27 protein-coding genes are annotated in these 17,689 nt (G+C 61.4%); 26 read left to right on the top strand and 1 reads right to left on the bottom strand.

The window, feature by feature from the left end:
* Positions 1 to 4: 4 nt before the first annotated feature.
* The 17 genes from rplB to rpmD all read left to right on the top strand — a co-directional run bounded on the left by rplB (position 5) and on the right by rpmD (position 8,041).
* A complete protein-coding gene (rplB, locus tag DQW77_RS05340) occupies positions 5 to 847 on the top strand; it encodes a 50S ribosomal protein L2 (protein ID WP_113257149.1) in 843 nt (280 codons plus the stop codon).
* A gap of 3 nt (positions 848 to 850) precedes the next feature.
* Positions 851 to 1,129 carry a 30S ribosomal protein S19 gene (gene rpsS, locus DQW77_RS05335; protein WP_113257148.1) on the top strand — a complete coding sequence of 93 codons (279 nt, stop codon included), beginning with the start codon at positions 851 to 853 and terminating at the stop codon, positions 1,127 to 1,129.
* 5 nt (positions 1,130 to 1,134) lie between these two features.
* The gene (rplV, locus tag DQW77_RS05330) at positions 1,135 to 1,515 is read left to right on the top strand and encodes a 50S ribosomal protein L22 (protein WP_113257147.1); all 381 of its coding nucleotides are present in this window, start codon (positions 1,135 to 1,137) and stop codon (positions 1,513 to 1,515) included.
* Positions 1,515 to 2,222, top strand: coding sequence for a 30S ribosomal protein S3 (gene rpsC, locus DQW77_RS05325; protein WP_113257146.1), 708 nt, complete (start codon positions 1,515 to 1,517; stop codon positions 2,220 to 2,222). The genes rplV and rpsC overlap by 1 nt, the downstream gene beginning before the upstream one ends.
* A 13-nt stretch (positions 2,223 to 2,235) precedes the next feature.
* A complete protein-coding gene (gene rplP / locus DQW77_RS05320) occupies positions 2,236 to 2,649 on the top strand; it encodes a 50S ribosomal protein L16 (protein WP_113257145.1) in 414 nt (137 codons plus the stop codon).
* Between the two features lie 229 nt (positions 2,650 to 2,878).
* Complete coding sequence (locus tag DQW77_RS05315; protein ID WP_113257144.1) at positions 2,879 to 3,499, top strand: TIGR02466 family protein; 621 nt, start codon at positions 2,879 to 2,881, stop codon at positions 3,497 to 3,499.
* Positions 3,500 to 3,697: 198 nt separating this feature from the next.
* Positions 3,698 to 3,904 (top strand): 50S ribosomal protein L29, encoded by a 207-nt coding sequence (gene rpmC, locus DQW77_RS05310; RefSeq protein WP_113257143.1) that lies wholly within the window; start codon positions 3,698 to 3,700, stop codon positions 3,902 to 3,904.
* Positions 3,905 to 3,917: 13 nt separating this feature from the next.
* Complete coding sequence (rpsQ, locus tag DQW77_RS05305) at positions 3,918 to 4,148, top strand: 30S ribosomal protein S17 (RefSeq protein WP_113257142.1); 231 nt, start codon at positions 3,918 to 3,920, stop codon at positions 4,146 to 4,148.
* A gap of 109 nt (positions 4,149 to 4,257) precedes the next feature.
* Positions 4,258 to 4,626: a 50S ribosomal protein L14 gene (gene rplN, locus DQW77_RS05300; protein WP_113257141.1), complete on the top strand. Its 369-nt coding sequence runs from the start codon at positions 4,258 to 4,260 to the stop codon at positions 4,624 to 4,626.
* 1 nt (position 4,627) lies between these two features.
* On the top strand, positions 4,628 to 4,939 hold the full coding sequence (gene rplX / locus DQW77_RS05295; RefSeq protein ID WP_113257140.1) for a 50S ribosomal protein L24: 312 nt from the start codon (positions 4,628 to 4,630) through the stop codon (positions 4,937 to 4,939).
* Complete coding sequence (gene rplE / locus DQW77_RS05290) at positions 4,932 to 5,495, top strand: 50S ribosomal protein L5 (protein WP_113257139.1); 564 nt, start codon at positions 4,932 to 4,934, stop codon at positions 5,493 to 5,495. Before rplX ends, rplE begins: the two co-directional genes overlap by 8 nt.
* A gap of 19 nt (positions 5,496 to 5,514) precedes the next feature.
* Complete coding sequence (gene rpsN / locus DQW77_RS05285; RefSeq protein ID WP_113257138.1) at positions 5,515 to 5,820, top strand: 30S ribosomal protein S14; 306 nt, start codon at positions 5,515 to 5,517, stop codon at positions 5,818 to 5,820.
* Positions 5,821 to 5,832: 12 nt separating this feature from the next.
* On the top strand, positions 5,833 to 6,225 hold the full coding sequence (rpsH, locus tag DQW77_RS05280) for a 30S ribosomal protein S8 (RefSeq protein WP_113257137.1): 393 nt from the start codon (positions 5,833 to 5,835) through the stop codon (positions 6,223 to 6,225).
* A gap of 11 nt (positions 6,226 to 6,236) precedes the next feature.
* Complete coding sequence (rplF, locus tag DQW77_RS05275) at positions 6,237 to 6,770, top strand: 50S ribosomal protein L6 (protein ID WP_113257136.1); 534 nt, start codon at positions 6,237 to 6,239, stop codon at positions 6,768 to 6,770.
* A gap of 12 nt (positions 6,771 to 6,782) precedes the next feature.
* On the top strand, positions 6,783 to 7,142 hold the full coding sequence (rplR, locus tag DQW77_RS05270; protein WP_113257135.1) for a 50S ribosomal protein L18: 360 nt from the start codon (positions 6,783 to 6,785) through the stop codon (positions 7,140 to 7,142).
* A 119-nt stretch (positions 7,143 to 7,261) separates the two neighbouring features.
* Positions 7,262 to 7,840, top strand: a complete 579-nt coding sequence (rpsE, locus tag DQW77_RS05265; protein WP_113257134.1) for a 30S ribosomal protein S5 — start codon at positions 7,262 to 7,264, stop codon at positions 7,838 to 7,840.
* 12 nt (positions 7,841 to 7,852) lie between these two features.
* Complete coding sequence (gene rpmD / locus DQW77_RS05260) at positions 7,853 to 8,041, top strand: 50S ribosomal protein L30 (protein WP_113257133.1); 189 nt, start codon at positions 7,853 to 7,855, stop codon at positions 8,039 to 8,041.
* A 57-nt stretch (positions 8,042 to 8,098) separates the two neighbouring features.
* On the opposite strand, the gene DQW77_RS05255 is transcribed toward rpmD, so the two are convergent.
* A complete protein-coding gene (locus DQW77_RS05255) occupies positions 8,099 to 8,881 on the bottom strand; it encodes a VWA domain-containing protein (RefSeq protein WP_258523683.1) in 783 nt (260 codons plus the stop codon).
* A gap of 187 nt (positions 8,882 to 9,068) precedes the next feature.
* Between DQW77_RS05255 and rplO the strand changes: the two genes are divergently transcribed.
* The 9 genes from rplO (at position 9,069) to DQW77_RS05210 (ending at position 17,362) form a co-directional block, all read left to right on the top strand.
* Positions 9,069 to 9,542, top strand: coding sequence for a 50S ribosomal protein L15 (gene rplO, locus DQW77_RS05250; RefSeq protein ID WP_113257216.1), 474 nt, complete (start codon positions 9,069 to 9,071; stop codon positions 9,540 to 9,542).
* Positions 9,543 to 9,654: 112 nt separating this feature from the next.
* The gene (secY, locus tag DQW77_RS05245; protein ID WP_113257132.1) at positions 9,655 to 11,028 is read left to right on the top strand and encodes a preprotein translocase subunit SecY; all 1,374 of its coding nucleotides are present in this window, start codon (positions 9,655 to 9,657) and stop codon (positions 11,026 to 11,028) included.
* A complete protein-coding gene (locus tag DQW77_RS05240; protein WP_113257131.1) occupies positions 11,025 to 11,666 on the top strand; it encodes an adenylate kinase in 642 nt (213 codons plus the stop codon). The genes secY and DQW77_RS05240 overlap by 4 nt, the downstream gene beginning before the upstream one ends.
* A gap of 280 nt (positions 11,667 to 11,946) precedes the next feature.
* Positions 11,947 to 12,315, top strand: coding sequence for a 30S ribosomal protein S13 (gene rpsM, locus DQW77_RS05235; protein WP_113257130.1), 369 nt, complete (start codon positions 11,947 to 11,949; stop codon positions 12,313 to 12,315).
* Positions 12,316 to 12,330: 15 nt separating this feature from the next.
* Positions 12,331 to 12,729 carry a 30S ribosomal protein S11 gene (gene rpsK / locus DQW77_RS05230; RefSeq protein ID WP_113257129.1) on the top strand — a complete coding sequence of 133 codons (399 nt, stop codon included), beginning with the start codon at positions 12,331 to 12,333 and terminating at the stop codon, positions 12,727 to 12,729.
* A gap of 114 nt (positions 12,730 to 12,843) precedes the next feature.
* A complete protein-coding gene (locus DQW77_RS05225) occupies positions 12,844 to 13,860 on the top strand; it encodes a DNA-directed RNA polymerase subunit alpha (RefSeq protein WP_113257215.1) in 1,017 nt (338 codons plus the stop codon).
* Between the two features lie 164 nt (positions 13,861 to 14,024).
* A complete protein-coding gene (gene rplQ, locus DQW77_RS05220) occupies positions 14,025 to 14,444 on the top strand; it encodes a 50S ribosomal protein L17 (RefSeq protein WP_113257128.1) in 420 nt (139 codons plus the stop codon).
* A 209-nt stretch (positions 14,445 to 14,653) separates the two neighbouring features.
* Entirely contained in the window at positions 14,654 to 16,036 is a 1,383-nt protein-coding gene (locus DQW77_RS05215) for a trypsin-like peptidase domain-containing protein (protein ID WP_113257127.1), read from the top strand.
* Between the two features lie 3 nt (positions 16,037 to 16,039).
* Complete coding sequence (locus tag DQW77_RS05210) at positions 16,040 to 17,362, top strand: replication-associated recombination protein A (protein ID WP_113257126.1); 1,323 nt, start codon at positions 16,040 to 16,042, stop codon at positions 17,360 to 17,362.
* Positions 17,363 to 17,689: the final 327 nt, after the last annotated feature.

Here is a 17,689-nt window from a genome sequence, read left to right as displayed (position 1 = left end):
AAGCATGGCACTCAAGTCGTACAAGCCGACGACGCCGGGCCAGCGCGGGCTGGTGCTGATCGACCGTTCGGAGCTGTGGAAAGGACGTCCCGTCAAATCCCTCACCGAGGGTCTGACGAAATCGGGCGGCCGCAACAACACCGGGCGGATCACCTCGCGGCGTCGCGGGGGCGGGGCGAAACGCCTCTATCGCGTTGTCGATTTCAAACGCAACAAGTTCGACGTATCGGCAATCGTCGAGCGTATCGAATACGATCCCAACCGGACCGCTTTCATCGCGCTTGTGCGCTATGAAGATGGCGAGCAGGCGTATATCCTTGCTCCGCAGCGCCTTGCTGAGGGCGACAGGATCGTCGCCGGGCACAAGGTGGACATCAAGCCGGGCAACTGCATGCCGTTCTCGGGCATGCCGATCGGGACGATCGTCCACAACATCGAACTCAAGCCCGGCAAGGGCGGCCAGATCGCGCGCGCCGCGGGCACCTATGCGCAGTTCGTTGGCCGTGACGGAGGTTACGCCCAGATCCGGCTCAGTTCGGGCGAGTTGCGCATGGTGCGCCAGGAATGCAAGGCGACCGTCGGCGCGGTGTCCAATCCGGACAACTCGAACCAGAATTTCGGCAAGGCCGGACGGTCGCGCCACAAGGGTGTTCGGCCTTCTGTACGCGGTGTCGTGATGAACCCGATCGATCACCCCCATGGCGGCGGCGAGGGCCGTACCTCGGGCGGGCGTCACCCGGTCAGTCCCTGGGGCCAGCCGACAAAGGGTATGCGCACCCGCAACAAGAACAAGGCGTCGCAGAAGATGATCCTGCGCTCGCGTCACGCCAAGAAGAAGGGCCGCTGATACATGGCACGTTCTGTTTGGAAGGGCCCCTTCGTCGATTCTTACGTCCTCAAGAAGGCCGAAGCATCGCGCGAGTCGGGGCGTAACGAAGTTATCAAGATCTGGTCGCGCCGGTCGACGATCCTGCCCCAGTTCGTGGGGCTGACGTTTGGTGTCTATAACGGGCACAAACACATCCCGGTTCTCGTCTCCGAGGATATGATCGGCCAGAAGTTCGGTGAATACTCGCCGACCCGGACCTATTATGGCCACATGGCCGACAAAAAAGCGAAGCGGAGGTAAATCTGATGGGCAAGGAAAAGAACCCCCGCCGCGTGGCCGAGAACGAGGCGATGGCAAAGCTGCGCATGCTTCGCACAAGCCCGCAAAAGCTCAATCTGGTGGCGGCAATGATCCGCGGCAAGAAGGTGGATACGGCTCTCAACGATCTCACTTTCTCGAAGAAGCGGATTGCCGAGGACGTGCGCAAATGCCTGCAGTCCGCGATCGCCAATGCCGAGAACAACCACAATCTCGATGTGGATGAACTGGTCGTTGCGGAAGCCTATGTCGGCAAGAACCTTGTGATGAAGCGTGGACGGCCTCGTGCGCGAGGCCGCTTCGGCGCCCTGCGCAAGCCGTTCTCGGAACTGACCATCAAGGTGCGTGAAATCGAGGAGCAAGCCTAATGGGTAACAAAGTCAATCCGATCGGCATGCGCCTGCAGGTCAACCGCACCTGGGACAGCCGCTGGTACGCCGACACGAAGGATTACGGCAATCTTCTTCTCGAGGATGTCGCGATCCGCGAATTCATCAATCGCGAATGCAAGCAGGCCGGCGTCAGCCGGGTGATCATCGAACGGCCGCACAAGAAGTGCCGTGTTACGATACACACGGCGCGTCCGGGTGTCATCATCGGCAAGAAGGGCGCTGATATCGAGACGCTGCGCAAGAAACTCTCGAAGATGACGGACAGCGAACTGCATCTCAACATCGTGGAGGTGCGCAAGCCCGAACTTGATGCGGCACTCGTCGGTGACAGCATTGCCCAGCAACTCGAGCGGCGGGTCAGTTTCCGTCGTGCGATGAAGCGTGCGGTTCAGAACGCCATGCGCATGGGTGCGCTCGGCATCCGGGTGAACGTGGCAGGGCGACTTGGCGGTGCCGAAATCGCCCGGACCGAATGGTATCGCGAAGGCCGTGTGCCGCTTCACACCTTGCGTGCGGATATCGACTACGCCCATTCCGAGGCCGAAACCCCTTACGGGATCATCGGTATCAAGGTCTGGATCTTCAAGGGTGAGATCATGGAGCACGATCCGTCGGCCCGTGATCGCAAGGCCCAGGAGCTTCAGGATGGTCCCGCGCCCCGTGGCGCCGGCGGCCGCCGCTGAGGAGGGATAACAGATGCTTCAACCAAAGCGTACAAAGTTCCGCAAGCAGCACAAGGGGCGCATCAAGGGCGTCGCCAAGGGTGGCTCGGATCTCAACTTCGGGTCTTACGGCCTCAAGGCGGCCCAGCCCGAGCGCGTGACTGCGCGTCAGATCGAGGCGGCCCGCCGTGCCATGACCAGGCACATGAAACGTCAGGGCCGGGTCTGGATCCGGATCTTCCCCGATACGCCCGTGACCTCCAAGCCCACCGAGGTGCGGATGGGCAAGGGCAAGGGGTCCGTCGATTTCTGGGCCTGCAAGGTCAAGCCAGGCCGGGTGATGTTCGAGATCGACGGCGTCAGTGACGCCATCGCCAAGGAGGCCCTGCGCCTTGCGGCGATGAAACTGCCGATCAAGACCCGCATCGTTGTCCGCGAGGACTGGTGATCGGGAAGATGGGGGCAAGCACCCATCCTACGAGATGACAAACCCCCGTCGAGTGATCGGCGGGGGTTGTCCGATTGACAACTGCAAGGCGCATCGCAGGGAAGACACCATGGAAGGTATCGCCCGCCACGAGGCACGCACGGACCGGGCAGCGGATTCGCCGTCCCTTCGCCTTGAGGATCCCGGACGTCACTTGCACACTTTCCCTGTCCGGAGCTAGATCCTTCCCATGCCACGGATCGACTCACTCTTCGTCACCCGTCTCTACCGCGCGGCGCTTTCGGAACACGGCCCCGTCATTGACGCATCGGAATTCGAGGCGTCGTGTTATTCCATTGCCGAGGACGACGAGGCGGGGCAGGACTGGTGCGCGGAAAACGGCTATCCCGGCTACACCTCCTACGCTTCGCTCACCGATCTGCCCTGGCGCTTTCCGGTTTTCTCCGACCTGGTGAAATCGCTTGATGCCCATGTTGCGGCGTTCGCCGAGGATCTGGAATTCGACCTCGATGGCCGTGACCTGAAGCTGGAGGATATCTGGATCAACATATTGCCCGAGGGCGGCTCGCATTCATCTCATATTCATCCTCATTCGGTGATTTCGGGAACCACCTACGTGGCCATGCCGGAGGGCGCGGCGGCGTTGAAGCTGGAGGATCCGCGCTCGGCCCGGATGATGGCAGCCCCTGCACGGCGCCGGGATGCGCGGCGCGAGCAGCGGAATTTCGTATATGTTGCTCCGGCGGTTGGTGACGTGCTGCTTTGGGAAAGCTGGCTGCGCCACGAGGTGCCCATGAACATGGCCGAGGATGACCGGATCAGCGTGAGTTTCAACTACGGATGGGGCTGAAAGGGCCGGGGCTTGCGCAGCATGGCACATGGCCGAAACTATTCCTTGCCCTCCCTGCCGATGTCCCTTATAGAGCGCCAATTCGCGCAGCCCCGGAATGCCCGGGGATTCGCGTATCTGCAATTCATCCACCAGGTGCCGGGTGACCCTGAATGAACCGTCAGGGGCCTGCTGGTGTTTCGAGAAGGGAAAGAGGCGATGAACGCCCAGGAACTACGTGACAAGACCCCGGATCAGCTCCGCGAGGAGTTGGCGAGCCTGAAGAAAGAGCAGTTCAACCTGCGCTTTCAGTCGGCCACCGGGCAGCTGGAAAACCCCGCCCGCATGAAGATCGCCCGCCGTAACGCGGCGCGTGTCAAGACGATCCTCAACGAAAAGGCCGCCGCGGCGGCCGGCGACCAGTAAGGGAGCGAACGCGATGCCCAAGAGAATCCTGCAAGGCACCGTGACGAGCGCCGCCAACGACCAGTCCATCACGGTCTCGGTCGAGCGCCGCTTCACGCACCCTGTCCTTAAGAAGACCGTGCGCAAGACCAAGAAATACCGCGCGCACGATTCCGAGAACGCTTTCAAGAAGGGGGATTTCGTCCGTATCATCGAATGCGCCCCCTACTCGAAATCGAAACGCTGGGAGGTGTTGGAAGCCTGACCGGGCGTTCGCCGGGCCCCAGCCCGGATGAACGGACCAGAAAGCGGAAAACACATTCCGGTTTGATCGAAACCCTGGGGTCGTTACCCCAAAGGTCGGGAGAAACCTAATGATCCAGATGCAGACCAATCTGGATGTTGCTGACAACTCCGGCGCGCGCCGGGTTCAGTGCATCAAGGTCCTGGGTGGTTCCAAGCGCAAATATGCGTCCGTCGGCGACATCATCGTCGTGTCGGTGAAGGAAGCCATTCCGCGCGGCCGCGTCAAGAAAGGCGACGTCCGCAAGGCCGTTGTCGTGCGCACCGCCAAGGAAGTCCGCCGCGAGGACGGCACCGCGATCCGTTTTGACCGCAATGCAGCTGTCATCCTCAATAATTCCGGTGATCCCATCGGTACCCGTATTTTCGGGCCGGTGGTGCGTGAATTGCGGGCCAAGAAATTCATGAAAATCATCTCGCTCGCCCCGGAGGTGCTGTAAGATGGCCGCAAAACTGAAAAAGGGCGACAAGGTCGTCGTGCTGGCCGGCAAGGACAAGGGCAAGGAAGGCGCGATCCAGTCCGTCGATCCCAAGTCCGGCAAGGCCGTGGTCGATGGCGTCAACATGGCGATCCGTCACACGAAGCAGAGCCAGCAGAGCCAGGGCGGCCGCATCCCGCAGCCCATGCCCATCGACCTTTCCAATCTCGCCATCGTCGACAAGAACGGCAAGCCTACGCGAGTCGGCTTCCGGATCGAGGACGGCAACAAGGTCCGCATTGCCAAGACAACGGGGGACGTGATCGATGCTTGATACTGCCGCATATGTCCCGCGCCTGCGCGCGCAGTTCCGCGAGACGATCAAACCGGCCCTGCGTGAGGAGTTCGGCTATACCAACGACATGCAGATCCCGCGCCTGGACAAGATCGTCCTGAACATCGGGTGCGGTGCCGAGGCGGTTCGTGATTCCAAGAAGGCCAAGTCGGCCCAGGAGGATCTTTCCACGATCGCTGGCCAGAAGGCCGTGATCACCAAGGCCAAGAATTCCATCGCCGGTTTTCGCGTCCGCGAAGGCATGCCGATGGGCGCCAAGGTCACTCTGCGCGGTGATCGAATGTACGACTTCCTTGACCGTCTGATCACGATCGCCATGCCGCGCATCCGCGACTTCCGTGGTGTCCCGGGCAACAGCTTCGATGGTCGGGGAAACTACGCCATGGGCATCAAGGAGCATATCGTTTTCCCCGAAATCGAGTACGACAAGGTCGACGAGGTCTGGGGACTCGACGTCATCATCGCAACCACGGCGCAGACCGACGCTGAAGCCAGGGCGCTGTTGAAGCATTTCAACATGCCCTTCAACAGCTGATCCGGCGGGAGAGAGTATTATGGCTAAGAAAGCAATGGTCGAACGCGAGAAGAAGCGTCAGCACCTGGTGGAGAAGTATGCTGCCAAGCGCGCGGCCCTGAAGGGAATAATCAACGACGAATCCAAGCCGATGGAAGAGCGTTTCCGCGCCTCCCTGAAGTTGGCGAAACTGCCTCGCAACAGCTCGGCGACGCGGCTTCACAACCGCTGCCAGCTGACGGGTCGTCCGCATGCGTATTATCGCAAGCTGAAGGTTTCGCGGATCGCCCTGCGCGATCTGGGGTCGAACGGTCAGGCTCCTGGCCTGGTCAAGTCGAGCTGGTAAGGGAGAATTGGAATGAATGATCCTATCGGCGATATGCTCACCCGGATCCGCAACGCGCAGATGCGCGGGAAATCCACCGTGATGGTGCCCGCCTCCAAGCTTCGTGGCTGGGTTCTCGACGTGCTCGCGGATGAAGGCTATATCCGCGGTCACGAAAAGATCACCGGCAAGAACGGCCATCCGGCCTTCGAGGTGAGCCTCAAATACTTCGACGGCGCCCCCGTCATCCGCGAGATGAAGCGGGTTTCCAAACCCGGTCGTCGCGTCTATGCGGGCGTCAAGGACATCCCCTCGGTCCGTCAGGGCCTCGGGGTGTCGATTGTCTCCACACCCAAGGGTGTGATGTCCGATGCAGCAGCCCGCGCCGCCAATATTGGTGGTGAAGTGCTCTGCACGGTATTCTGAGGAGGTCTGGAATGTCTCGTATCGGAAAACAACCCGTGGCGCTCCCGGACGGTGTCACCGCCGAGATTTCGGGCCAGACCGTCGCGATCAAGGGGCCGAAGGACACCAAGTCCTTCACCTTTACAGACGATGTCACCCTGGCGGTGGAAGACGGGCAGATCACCGTGACGCCGCGCGGCAACTCCAAGCGTGCGCGCCAGCAATGGGGCATGACCCGTACGGTTGTGGCCAACATGGTGCATGGTGCCAAGGAGACCTTCAAGAAAGAGCTGGAAATCCGTGGCGTGGGTTATCGCGCACAGGTCCAGGGTGACATACTCAAGCTCAATCTCGGCCTGAGCCATGACGTGGATTTCCCGATCCCGGATGGCATTACGGTGACGGCTGCCAAGCCCACCGAACTTGTGGTCGAGGGAACCAACAAGCAGCTCGTCGGAGAAGTCGCGGCCAACATCCGCGATTGGCGGCGCCCCGAACCCTACAAGGGCAAGGGCATCCGCTACAAGGACGAGTATATCTTCCAGAAGGAAGGCAAGAAGAAGTAAGGAACGCGAGAGATGGCAAACAGCAAGAGACAACTGTTCCTCAAACGCCGCCTGCGCGTTCGGAGCAAACTTCGCAAGGTCAATGCAGGGCGTCCGCGCCTGAGTGTTCACCGGTCCAGCAAGAACATGAGCGTCCAGATCATCGACGACGTGAACGGTGTGACCCTGGCTTCGGCGTCCACGCTCGAAAAGGATCTGGGGTTCTACGGCAAGAATACCGTCGAGGCTGCCACCAAGATCGGTGCCACGATTGCCGAGCGGGCCAAGAAGGCCGGTATCACCGAGGCGCAGTTCGACCGGGGGGGCTTCCTCTTTCACGGGCGCATCGAGGCGGTGGCCGACGCTGCCCGCGAGGGTGGCCTGAAAATCTGAGTGCAGGCGGCCGGGCCTGGCTTTGGCCGCCTCGATGATCCGGGTTCGCGCAGGCGTGCGGGAACACCAGGGTTGACACGCTGAAGGCGCCGTCGTGTGCCGCAAGGAAAGGATGCCAAATGGCAAGAGATGACAACCGCCGTGGAGGTCGCGACCGCGACGAAGCGCCGGAATTCGCCGATCGCCTCGTCGCGATCAACCGCGTTTCGAAAACTGTTAAGGGCGGCAAGCGGTTCGGCTTTGCGGCACTCGTTGTCGTGGGCGATCAGAAGGGTCGTGTCGGTTTCGGCAAGGGCAAGGCCAAGGAGGTCCCGGAGGCGATCCGCAAGGCCACCGAACAGGCCAAGCGCCAGATGATCCGCGTGCCCCTGCGTGAGGGCCGCACGCTGCATCACGACGGCATGGGCCATCACGGCGCCGGCCGGGTGGTCATGCGCTCCGCGCCGCAGGGTACCGGAATCATTGCCGGTGGCCCGATGCGTGCCGTTTTCGAGATGCTGGGCGTACAGGACGTGGTTGCCAAGTCGAACGGGTCTCAGAATCCCTACAACATGATCCGCGCCACGCTTGATGCACTGCAGTTCCAGTCGAGCCCGCGCATGGTTGCTCAGCGCCGTGGCAAGAAGGTGGCGGACATCCTCAAGAAGGACGAGCCCGCCAAGCCCGAGGCCCCTGCCGAGACGGCAGCGGAAGCGTAAGGAGACAAGCACATGGCAAAGACCATCGTCGTCAGACAGATCGGTTCTCCGATCCGCCGCCCCGAGAAACAGCGCCAGACGCTGATCGGGCTGGGCCTGAACAAGATGCACAAGACCCGCGAACTCGAGGACACGCCCGCAGTGCGTGGCATGATCGCCAAGATCCCGCACATGGTGGAAATCGTCGAAGAAAAGGGCTGATCCGTTTTCTTGAAAAGAAAACGGACCGGAAATTTTCAAAATTTCCGTCGCCACCGTTCAAGCGCCCCGGTCAGCGATGGCCGGGGCATTTTCATGGGCTGTCACCGGCTCCACCGGGGCCGCACGGTGGCCGGCGCCGATCACAGCACAGCCCAGCGTTTCGCGGAGTGCCGCCACCAGCTCGTCCACCGTGTCCGTCGAAACATATTTTCCACCTGTCCGGTCGGCCAGGCATTTCGCCACCGTGCGGCCTTCGCCGTAACTTTCCTGTTCCGGGGTGTTCCAGCCGAAGAAATCGACATTCACCCGGAAACCGATCACATGCACGGTCAGGTCGCGCGCTTCTGTCATCAGCGCCGCGCCCAATGCGCAGGGGCGCCCGCCACAGGTCTCGTTGCCATCCGTGACGAGCACCACGATGCCGGGCCGCGTACGGTAGTCCAGTGCCTGTGCCGCCGCGAGGACCGAGTCCGCGATCGGCGTCAATCCGCCCGGTTGCAGCGCCTGCGCGCCGGCGATCACCGGTTCCGCAGCATCCGCTACAGGACCGAAGCGCAGGTCGATCCCCGAACACGCATCGGCGCCTCCCGGTCCGTAAACGAGCAACCCGACCCGGCGCAGCGGCGCGATCTGCGGCATCGCAAGGCGCAGGGCTGCCCGCGCTTCGATAATTCTTGTGGGCGCCGCAGGGTCATGCCCGACCTCCGCCATCGAGGCGGACCCGTCGAGCACGAGCATCGCATCCCGCGCGCAGGCCGCCGCAGCCGGGTGAACCAGCGACAGCACCAGGGCCGGCATGCAGCAGAGGCGGGCAAGGGGATGGCGAATGAAACCCGTCATGAATGGAATGTCACACGGGCCGGGCGGAAAAATCAATCCGCGCGGCCGGAGCTGGACACTTGCACCGGCCCGGCGCAACGTCTATACGCCACCGGTGCCCCCGCAGGGCGCATCTGAATCACATCAAGAAATGCCGTGGTCGGCCACTCCCGTCGCTGGGGGCTGCATCCGGCTCAGGAGAAGCGACATGAAACTGAATGAACTGCACGACAATCCGGGCGCGACAAGACCGAAGAAACGGGTCGGGCGCGGCCCCGGCTCGGGTATGGGCAAGACCGCCGGGCGCGGTATCAAGGGGCAGAAATCCCGCTCCGGCGTTGCCATCAAGGGCTACGAGGGCGGCCAGATGCCGATCTATCAGCGCCTGCCCAAGCGTGGCTTCAACAAGCCCAATCGCAAGAAATACGCGGTCGTCAATCTGGGCCTGATCCAGAAATTCATCGAGGCGGGCAAGATCGACGCGGGGCAGCCGATCACGGAAGACGTGCTTGTCGCAAGCGGCCTGGTCCGTCGCAAGCGCGACGGTGTGCGCGTGCTTGCAAAGGGCGAAGTCAGCACCAAGCTGGATCTCCACGTGGCCGGCGCATCGAAATCCGCCGTCGACGCGGTCGAGAAAGCAGGCGGGTCTCTTTCGGTCACAACCGCGCAGGCTGCCGATTAATAGGTTGTGAGCGGCGCGCGTGCCGCTTACATACCTTTGAGTTTTCCGAAGATGCCGCCTGAGCTGGAAAACGGCTCCTGGCGGCGTCGTCATTTAAGAAAAGAGACCGCGCATGGTATCTGCAGCAGAACAAATGGCCGCCAACACCAGCTGGTCCGCGTTAGGCAAGGCGACCGACCTCCGCAAAAGGATCCTTTTCACGCTCGGGCTCTTGATCGTCTACAGGCTGGGCACCTTCATTCCTGTGCCCGGAATAGATGGCGCCGCACTCAGGGAATTCATGGAAGGGGCGCAATCGTCGATCGGCGGCATGTTGTCGATGTTCACCGGTGGCGCCTTGGGGCGGATGGGAATCTTCGCCCTTGGCATCATGCCCTATATTTCGGCCTCGATCATCGTGCAGCTTCTGACGGCCATGGTACCCAAGCTTGAACAGCTCAAGAAAGAGGGTGAGCAGGGGCGCAAGAAGATCAACCAGTATACCCGCTATGGGACGGTGGCACTGGCCACGCTGCAATCCTACGGCCTCGCTGTCAGCCTTCAGTCGGGCGATCTGGTCACCAATCCCGGGCTCTTCTTCATCGCCTCGTGCATGATCACGCTGGTCGGCGGTACGATGTTCCTCATGTGGCTTGGCGAACAGATCACAGCGCGCGGTGTCGGCAATGGCATTTCGCTGATCATCTTCGTCGGGATCATCGCCGAGGTTCCAGCGGCATTGGCCCAGTTCTTCAGCCAGGGGCGGTCCGGTGCGATAAGCCCGGCCGTGATCATCGGGGTTCTCCTGATGGTGGTGGCCGTGATTGCCTTCGTTGTGTTCATGGAACGGTCCCTGCGGAAGATCCATATCCAGTATCCGCGCCGTCAGGTGGGGATGAAGGTTTATGATGGCGGGTCTTCGCACCTGCCCGTCAAGGTCAACCCGGCAGGCGTGATCCCGGCGATCTTCGCGTCCTCGCTCCTGCTCCTGCCGACGACGATAAGCACGTTCTCGGGCGGCAACGAGGCCAGTCCCTTCATGTCGACGCTGCTGGCCTATTTCGGGCCCGGTCAGCCGCTCTATCTTCTGTTCTTCACGGCGATGATCGTGTTCTTCACCTTCTTCTACACCTATAACGTGTCGTTCAAACCCGATGACGTGGCCGACAACCTTCAGAAGCAGAACGGTTTCGTACCCGGAGTAAGACCGGGCAAGAAGACGGCGGAATACCTGGAATATGTCGTCTCCCGAATCCTTGTTCTCGGATCGGCTTACCTTGCGGCAGTTTGTCTCCTTCCGGAGATTCTGCGTAGCCAACTGGCCATACCTTTCTATTTTGGCGGCACTTCGGTTCTCATTGTGGTATCGGTGACAATGGACACGATCCAGCAGGTGCAATCGCATCTTCTGGCGCATCAGTATGAGGGCCTGATCGAGAAATCGCAGCTGGGCGGCAAGGGCAAAGGCAAAAAGCGCGCCCGCAGAAAAGGGACAGGACGCAAATGAACATCATTCTTCTGGGACCGCCGGGCGCGGGCAAGGGCACGCAGGCGCATTTCCTCGTCGAGGATCGGGGCATGATCCAGCTTTCCACGGGCGACATGCTTCGCGAGGCCAAGGACAGCGGCACCGAGATGGGCAAGAAGGTGGCCGAAGTGATGGCGCGCGGTGATCTGGTGACCGATGATATCGTCATCGGCCTCATCCGCGAAAAGCTGGAAGGCGAAAATGCCAGCGGCTTCATATTCGACGGGTTTCCGCGCACCCTGGCGCAGGCGGACGCGCTTGATACCCTGCTGTCGGAGACCGGCGAAACACTTGATGCCGTGATCGAGATGCGGGTCGATGACGAGGCGCTGGTCAGCCGGATCACCGCACGTTCGACCTGCGGTGGCTGTGGCGAGGTCTACAACGACATCACCAAGCCTTGGCCGGAAGACGGCAAATGCGCAAACTGCGGCAGCACCGACATCAAGCGCCGCGCGGATGACAACGAGGAAAGCCTGCGCCAGCGCCTGATGGAGTACTACAAGAAAACCTCGCCGCTGATCGGCTATTACTACGCGAAGGGCAAACTGCGCAGCGTTGACGGTCTGGGTGAGATTGACGAGGTCAAGGCGGCCATTGCCGACGCACTTGCGTGAGGCACCTGGCGCGGGGTGTAAGCATGGTCCGAGATCGGCCGCCCCGACCCGTGAAATCGGCGTTTCCCGCTCCGCATCCACAAAGTGCTTGACACGGGGTTGACGGCGGGTGCGCCACCCAATAAATAGCGGCATCCCGCAAGGGGGTCCGGGAATCGCCACAGCTTCCGGCGTCCGGACGAAATCACCTTAATGACAGCGGCCCGGCGGATCATCCATCGGGCCTCCGTTGTGAAAAAAGGGTCTGGAGCTACGGACCCGCAACGAAAGGACATGACACTTGGCACGTATAGCCGGCGTTAACCTGCCCACCCACAAGCGGGTTCCCATCGCCCTCACTTATATTACCGGAATCGGGCCTTCCAGCGCGAAGTCGATCTGCGACGCGGTCAACATCGACGGCAGCCGCCGCCTGAACGAGTTGTCGGACACAGAACTCGTCGCGGTCCGCGAACACATTGATTCCAACTACACGGTCGAAGGCGATCTGCGTCGCGAAGTTCAGATGAACGTCAAGCGCCTGATGGATCTTGGCTGCTACCGTGGCCTGCGCCACCGTCGCAACCTTCCGGTTCGCGGTCAGCGCACCCATACCAATGCCCGCACCCGCAAGGGCCCGGCGAAACCCATCGCCGGCAAGAAGAAGTAAGGGAGGGCACAGAGAATGGCACGAGATACCCGCAAGGCTACCCGCGGCAAGAAGAAAGTCTCCAAGAACATCGCCACGGGCGTGGCGCATGTCAATTCCTCCTTCAACAATACCAAGGTTCTCATTTCCGACGTTCAGGGCAACGCGATCGCGTGGTCCTCGGCCGGCACGATGGGTTTCAAGGGGTCGCGCAAGTCCACGCCGTATGCCGCGCAGCTCGCGGCCGAGGATGCAGGCAAGAAGGCGCAGGATCATGGTATGCGTACCCTCGAGGTCGAAGTTCAGGGCCCCGGTTCCGGGCGTGAATCCGCGCTGCGCGCATTGGCGGCGGTGGGGTTCAACATCACTTCGATCCGCGACGTGACGCCGATTGCTCACAATGGCTGTCGCCCGCCGAAACGCCGTCGGGTCTGAACGGGATTTTCCAATGCGGGGCCCTGCCGTGGTGCAGGGCCCCGCAATCGTCATTTTAAACCTCGGGAGTTCCGGACCTTCGGACATGGGGACGGGACAGGAATGGAGGGACGCATGATCCACAAGAATTGGGCCGAACTGATCAAGCCGACGCAGCTTGACGTGAAGCCGGGCAATGACCCGCTGCGTCAGGCGACTGTCGTTGCGGAACCCTTGGAACGGGGTTTCGGCCTGACGCTCGGCAACGCGCTGCGCCGCGTTCTGCTCAGCTCGCTTCAGGGCGCCGCGATCACCAGCGTGCAGATAGATAACGTCCTGCACGAGTTCTCGTCGGTTGCGGGTGTGCGCGAAGACGTCACAGACATCGTACTCAACCTGAAGGGCGTGGCCCTGCGCATGGAGGTCGAAGGGCCCAAGCGGCTGTCGATCAATGCAAAAGGGCCGGGCGTCGTCACCGCGGGTGACATATCCGATAGTGCCGGAATTGAAATCCTCAACAGAGACCATGTGATCTGCCACCTCGACGAGGGCGCGGATGTTTACATGGAACTGACCGTCAACACCGGCAAAGGCTATGTCGCGGCAGACCGCAACAAGCCGGAGGATGCACCGATCGGAATGATACCCGTCGATGCGATCTACTCACCGGTCAAGAAGGTCAGCTACGATGTTCAACCCACCCGTGAGGGGCAGGTTCTCGATTATGACAAGCTGACCATGAAGGTTGAAACCGACGGCTCGCTCACCCCTGACGATGCCGTTGCATTCGCCGCCCGCATCATCCAGGACCAGCTTTCGATTTTCGTCAATTTCGAGGAACCCGAATCGGCGGGTCGGCAGGACGAGGATGACGGGCTCGAATTCAATCCGCTGCTGCTCAAGAAAGTGGACGAGCTGGAACTTTCGGTTCGCTCCGCCAATTGCCTCAAGAATGACAACATCGTTTATATTGGTGACTTGATCCAGAAGACCGAGGCCGAGATGCTGCGCACGCCGAATTTCGGCCGCAAGTCGCTCAACGAGATCAAGGAAGTTCTTTCGGGCATGGGCTTGCACCTGGGCCTTGATGTCGAGGACTGGCCCCCCGACAATATCGAGGAACTGGCCAAGAAATACGAGGACCAGTTCTGAACCATGACCTGATGGCAGGCGCGTGTGCGCCTGGCATATCTATCCTTGCCGAACGCGGGCCTGATCCCGTATCCGGCTCATCAAACCCCGGGCATCCCGCCCCAAGGAGAGGGTGAGACACGCATCTCGCCCCTGACAAAGCATAAACACGAAGGAGAAAGAAAATGCGTCACGCCAGAGGTTACCGGCGCCTGAACAGAACCCACGAGCACCGCAAGGCGCTCTGGGCGAACATGGCCGGTTCGCTGATCGAACATGAACAGATCAAAACCACCCTGCCAAAGGCGAAGGAGCTTCGCCGCGTCGCCGAAAAGCTTGTGACCCTTGGCAAGCGCGGCGATATTCACGCCCGCCGCCAAGCCGCGTCTCAGCTCAAGCAGGACGCCCACGTGGCCAAGCTCTTTGATGTTCTGGGCCCCCGCTACAAGGATCGGCAGGGCGGATATATCCGCGTTCTCAAGGCCGGGTTCCGTTACGGCGACATGGCCCCGATGGCCATAATCGAATTCGTGGATCGCGACACCGATGCCAAGGGTGCGACCGATCGTGCCCGGGTTGCCGCCGAAGAGGCCGCGGAAGAGTAACAGCGCCCTGCATCAGCAGCGTTACGGACCCCCGGCCGGGCCTCGGCCGGGGGTTTTTCGTTTTCGGTATACCGCTTTGCCGCTTCCGGAGGGATTGCAAGCGGATCATACCGAGGATCCGCCTGCCGCGGCAGGCGGCCGATGTGGCGCGCTTGCAATCAGCCGGGCGGTTCCGCATATGCTGTGGCAGGTTCACAATCGGGGGCGCCATGATCCGTGCAATCCTCGTCTTCCTCGCCCTGGCCGTCTTTCCGGCAACCGCCGAGGAAATGCGCGTGCCGCAAGGTGAAGCGGAAATCAGGACGGGTTTCGTTCCGGTGGTTCGCGTTACGGCGCCGGCGGTCGTAAACATATACGCCAAGCGGATCGTGCGCGGGCGCCGCAGCCCCTTCGAGGATGACCCGTTTTTCGAAGGTCTGTTCCGCGATTTCAACGAGCCGAGGCCACGCATCCAGAACTCCCTTGGTTCGGGTGTCATACTCGGGGAAGACGGACTCGTGGTCTCGAATTTTCATGTTGTCGGGCGGGCAACTGATATTCGCGTCGTGCTCAACGACCGTCGCGAATTTTCCGCGCGAGTGCTGCTTTCGGATGAGGAAAGTGACCTTGCAGTCCTGCAGCTCGAAGACGCCGGACAGATGCCGGCCCTTGAGCTGCGTGACAGCGACACGGTGGAGGTGGGCGAACTTGTACTGGCCATCGGCAACCCGTTCGGCGTTGGCCAGACGGTTTCCAGCGGGATCATTTCCGGTCTTGCGCGGTCGGGTACCGCAACCGGCAATGCACGCGGATATTTCATTCAGACGGACGCGCCGATCAACCCGGGCAATTCGGGCGGCGCCCTGGTCGATGTGAACGGGCGACTGATCGGTATCAACACATCGATTCTGACCCGGTCGGGCGGCTCTGACGGGATCGGGTTTGCGATACCGTCCGCTTTGGTGCGTCAGGTCCTGACGCAGGCTCGGGCCGGCAATACGCGTTTTGAAAGACCATGGGCAGGGCTTGGTGGCCAGACTGTAACATCCGACATGGCAGATGGTCTGGGTCTTGATCGGCCCGGCGGCGTTGCCGTTTCCCAAGTGCATCCGCAAAGCCCCTTCCGTGACGCCGGACTCCGCCCCGGCGACGTGATCACCGAGGTGGATGGCGAACCTGTCAATACACCTGCCGAGATGATCTTCAGAATGTCCGTCGCGGGGCTGGGCACAGATGCATCGGTGTCGTTCTATCGGCAGGGTCGGGTCCGGACGGTTTCAGTTTCAATGATCGCGCCACCGAACATCCCGCCGCCCGATAAGGTGGAGACCGGGCCGGCGGCTGCCATCCCCGGGCTGGTTCTGTCGAGGATCAATCCGGCCATCGTGGCGCGGTACGATCTTCCGCTGAGTGCCGAAGGCGTCGTGGTTGAGGATCCCGGCGCAATCGGCACGCGCGCCGGTCTGCGAGAAGGCGATGTGCTGCGCGCGATCGACGGCGTACCAGTCCGCACCCCGGCTCAGGCCGGTGAGCTTCTGACCGAAGCGCGTGGGCGGCTGGCGCTCGAGGTGCAGCGCGGGACCCGGCGGGCGGTCCTGCGATTCAGGTTATAGCAAGTGACTGATCTGTTCGATACCGCGCCGGGAACCCCGACCGCCGGCAAGGCGCAGGACGACGGGCATCAGCCGTTGGCGGACCGGTTGCGCCCCGGCAGTCTGGGCGAGGTGATCGGTCAGGACCGTTTGCTGGGATCGGATGCGCCGCTTGGTGTGATGCTCGCGTCCGGGCAGCTTGGATCGCTGGTTTTCTGGGGACCGCCGGGTGTTGGCAAGACCACAATCGCGCGCCTGCTGGCCAAGGAGACTGATCTCCATTTCATCCAGATCAGCGCGATTTTCACCGGTGTGCCGGAGCTCAAGAAAGTGTTCGAAGCTGCCCGCCACCGTCGCGCGAACGGGCAGGGCACGCTGCTTTTCGTGGATGAGATTCACCGCTTCAACAAGGCGCAGCAGGACGGGTTCCTCCCGCATATGGAGGACGGCACGATCCTGCTCGTGGGGGCGACGACCGAAAACCCGAGTTTCGAACTGAATGCCGCGCTGCTGTCGCGTGCGCAGGTTCTGGTGCTGGCGCGGCTGGAACTGGCGGACCTGGAGCTGCTTGCGCAACGCGCGGAACAGGAACTGGGCCGCACCCTGCCGCTTGACGGAGAGGCACGCGAGGCCCTGCTCTGCATGGCTGACGGCGACGGGCGCGCCCTTTTGAATCTGGTCGAACAGATTGCCGCCTGGAAGGTCGAGGGGCGGCTAGGCACGGATGCCCTTGCCGAAAGACTGATGCGGCGCGCCGCCAAATACGACAAGAGCGGCGACGAGCATTACAACCTGATTTCCGCACTTCACAAATCGGTGCGCGGATCAGATCCGGACGCGGCGCTTTACTGGTTGGCGCGGATGTTGAAGGGGGGTGAGGACCCACGGTACCTCGCGCGCCGGATCACGCGCATGGCGGTGGAGGACATCGGACTTGCGGACAGCCATGCGCAAACCCTCTGCCTTCATGCCTGGGAACTCTATGAGCGCCTGGGAAGCCCGGAAGGAGAGCTGGCGCTGGCCCAGGCGGTGATCTACCTGTCACTGGCGCCCAAGTCCAACGCGGGATACGCCGCCTTCAAATCCGCGATGCGCGCTGCTGAAGAAACCGGCTCGACCCCTCCGCCAAAGCATATCCTGAACGCGCCAACCGGCCTGATGAAACAAGAGGGCTACGGGGCCGGCTATGCCTATGATCACGATGCCGAAGACGGTTTCTCGGGACAGAACTATTTCCCTGACGGGATGACACGACCGGTGCTGTATCAACCCGTGGAGCGTGGGTTCGAACGTGAACTCAGGAAACGGCTGGACTATTTTGCGAAATTGCGCACGCGGCGCGGTTGATCCCGCTGTCGGGTTTAAAGACGCTTGAGCATGGGCGCCGGCGAAGGCGACAAGAAAATCTGTTCCGATGTGTGCAAGTGCATACCGAATGAAATGCGCGGTATTCATAACCGGCAAGGTCAAAACGTTGCTGATCCCGAAACAAATCTCCGTGAACGACCGACATAAAATTTTCTGAATCGCCAAACTAGAGGGTAGCAGCATCACGGATTTCGTGTTTTGTTACTGACATGTCGCAAACAAGCTGCTCAACACTGCGATGAACGTGGAAGCTTATGACGAGCCCCGCAAGACGCTGCGGTCTAATGGCCAATAAGCAACAACCTC

This window comes from Roseovarius sp. TE539 (genome assembly GCF_003298505.1).
Classification (GTDB): Bacteria; Pseudomonadota; Alphaproteobacteria; order Rhodobacterales; family Rhodobacteraceae; genus Roseovarius.
The sequence above is the reverse complement of the archived record's forward strand: the minus strand, read 5'-3'. Positions and strand labels throughout refer to the sequence as shown.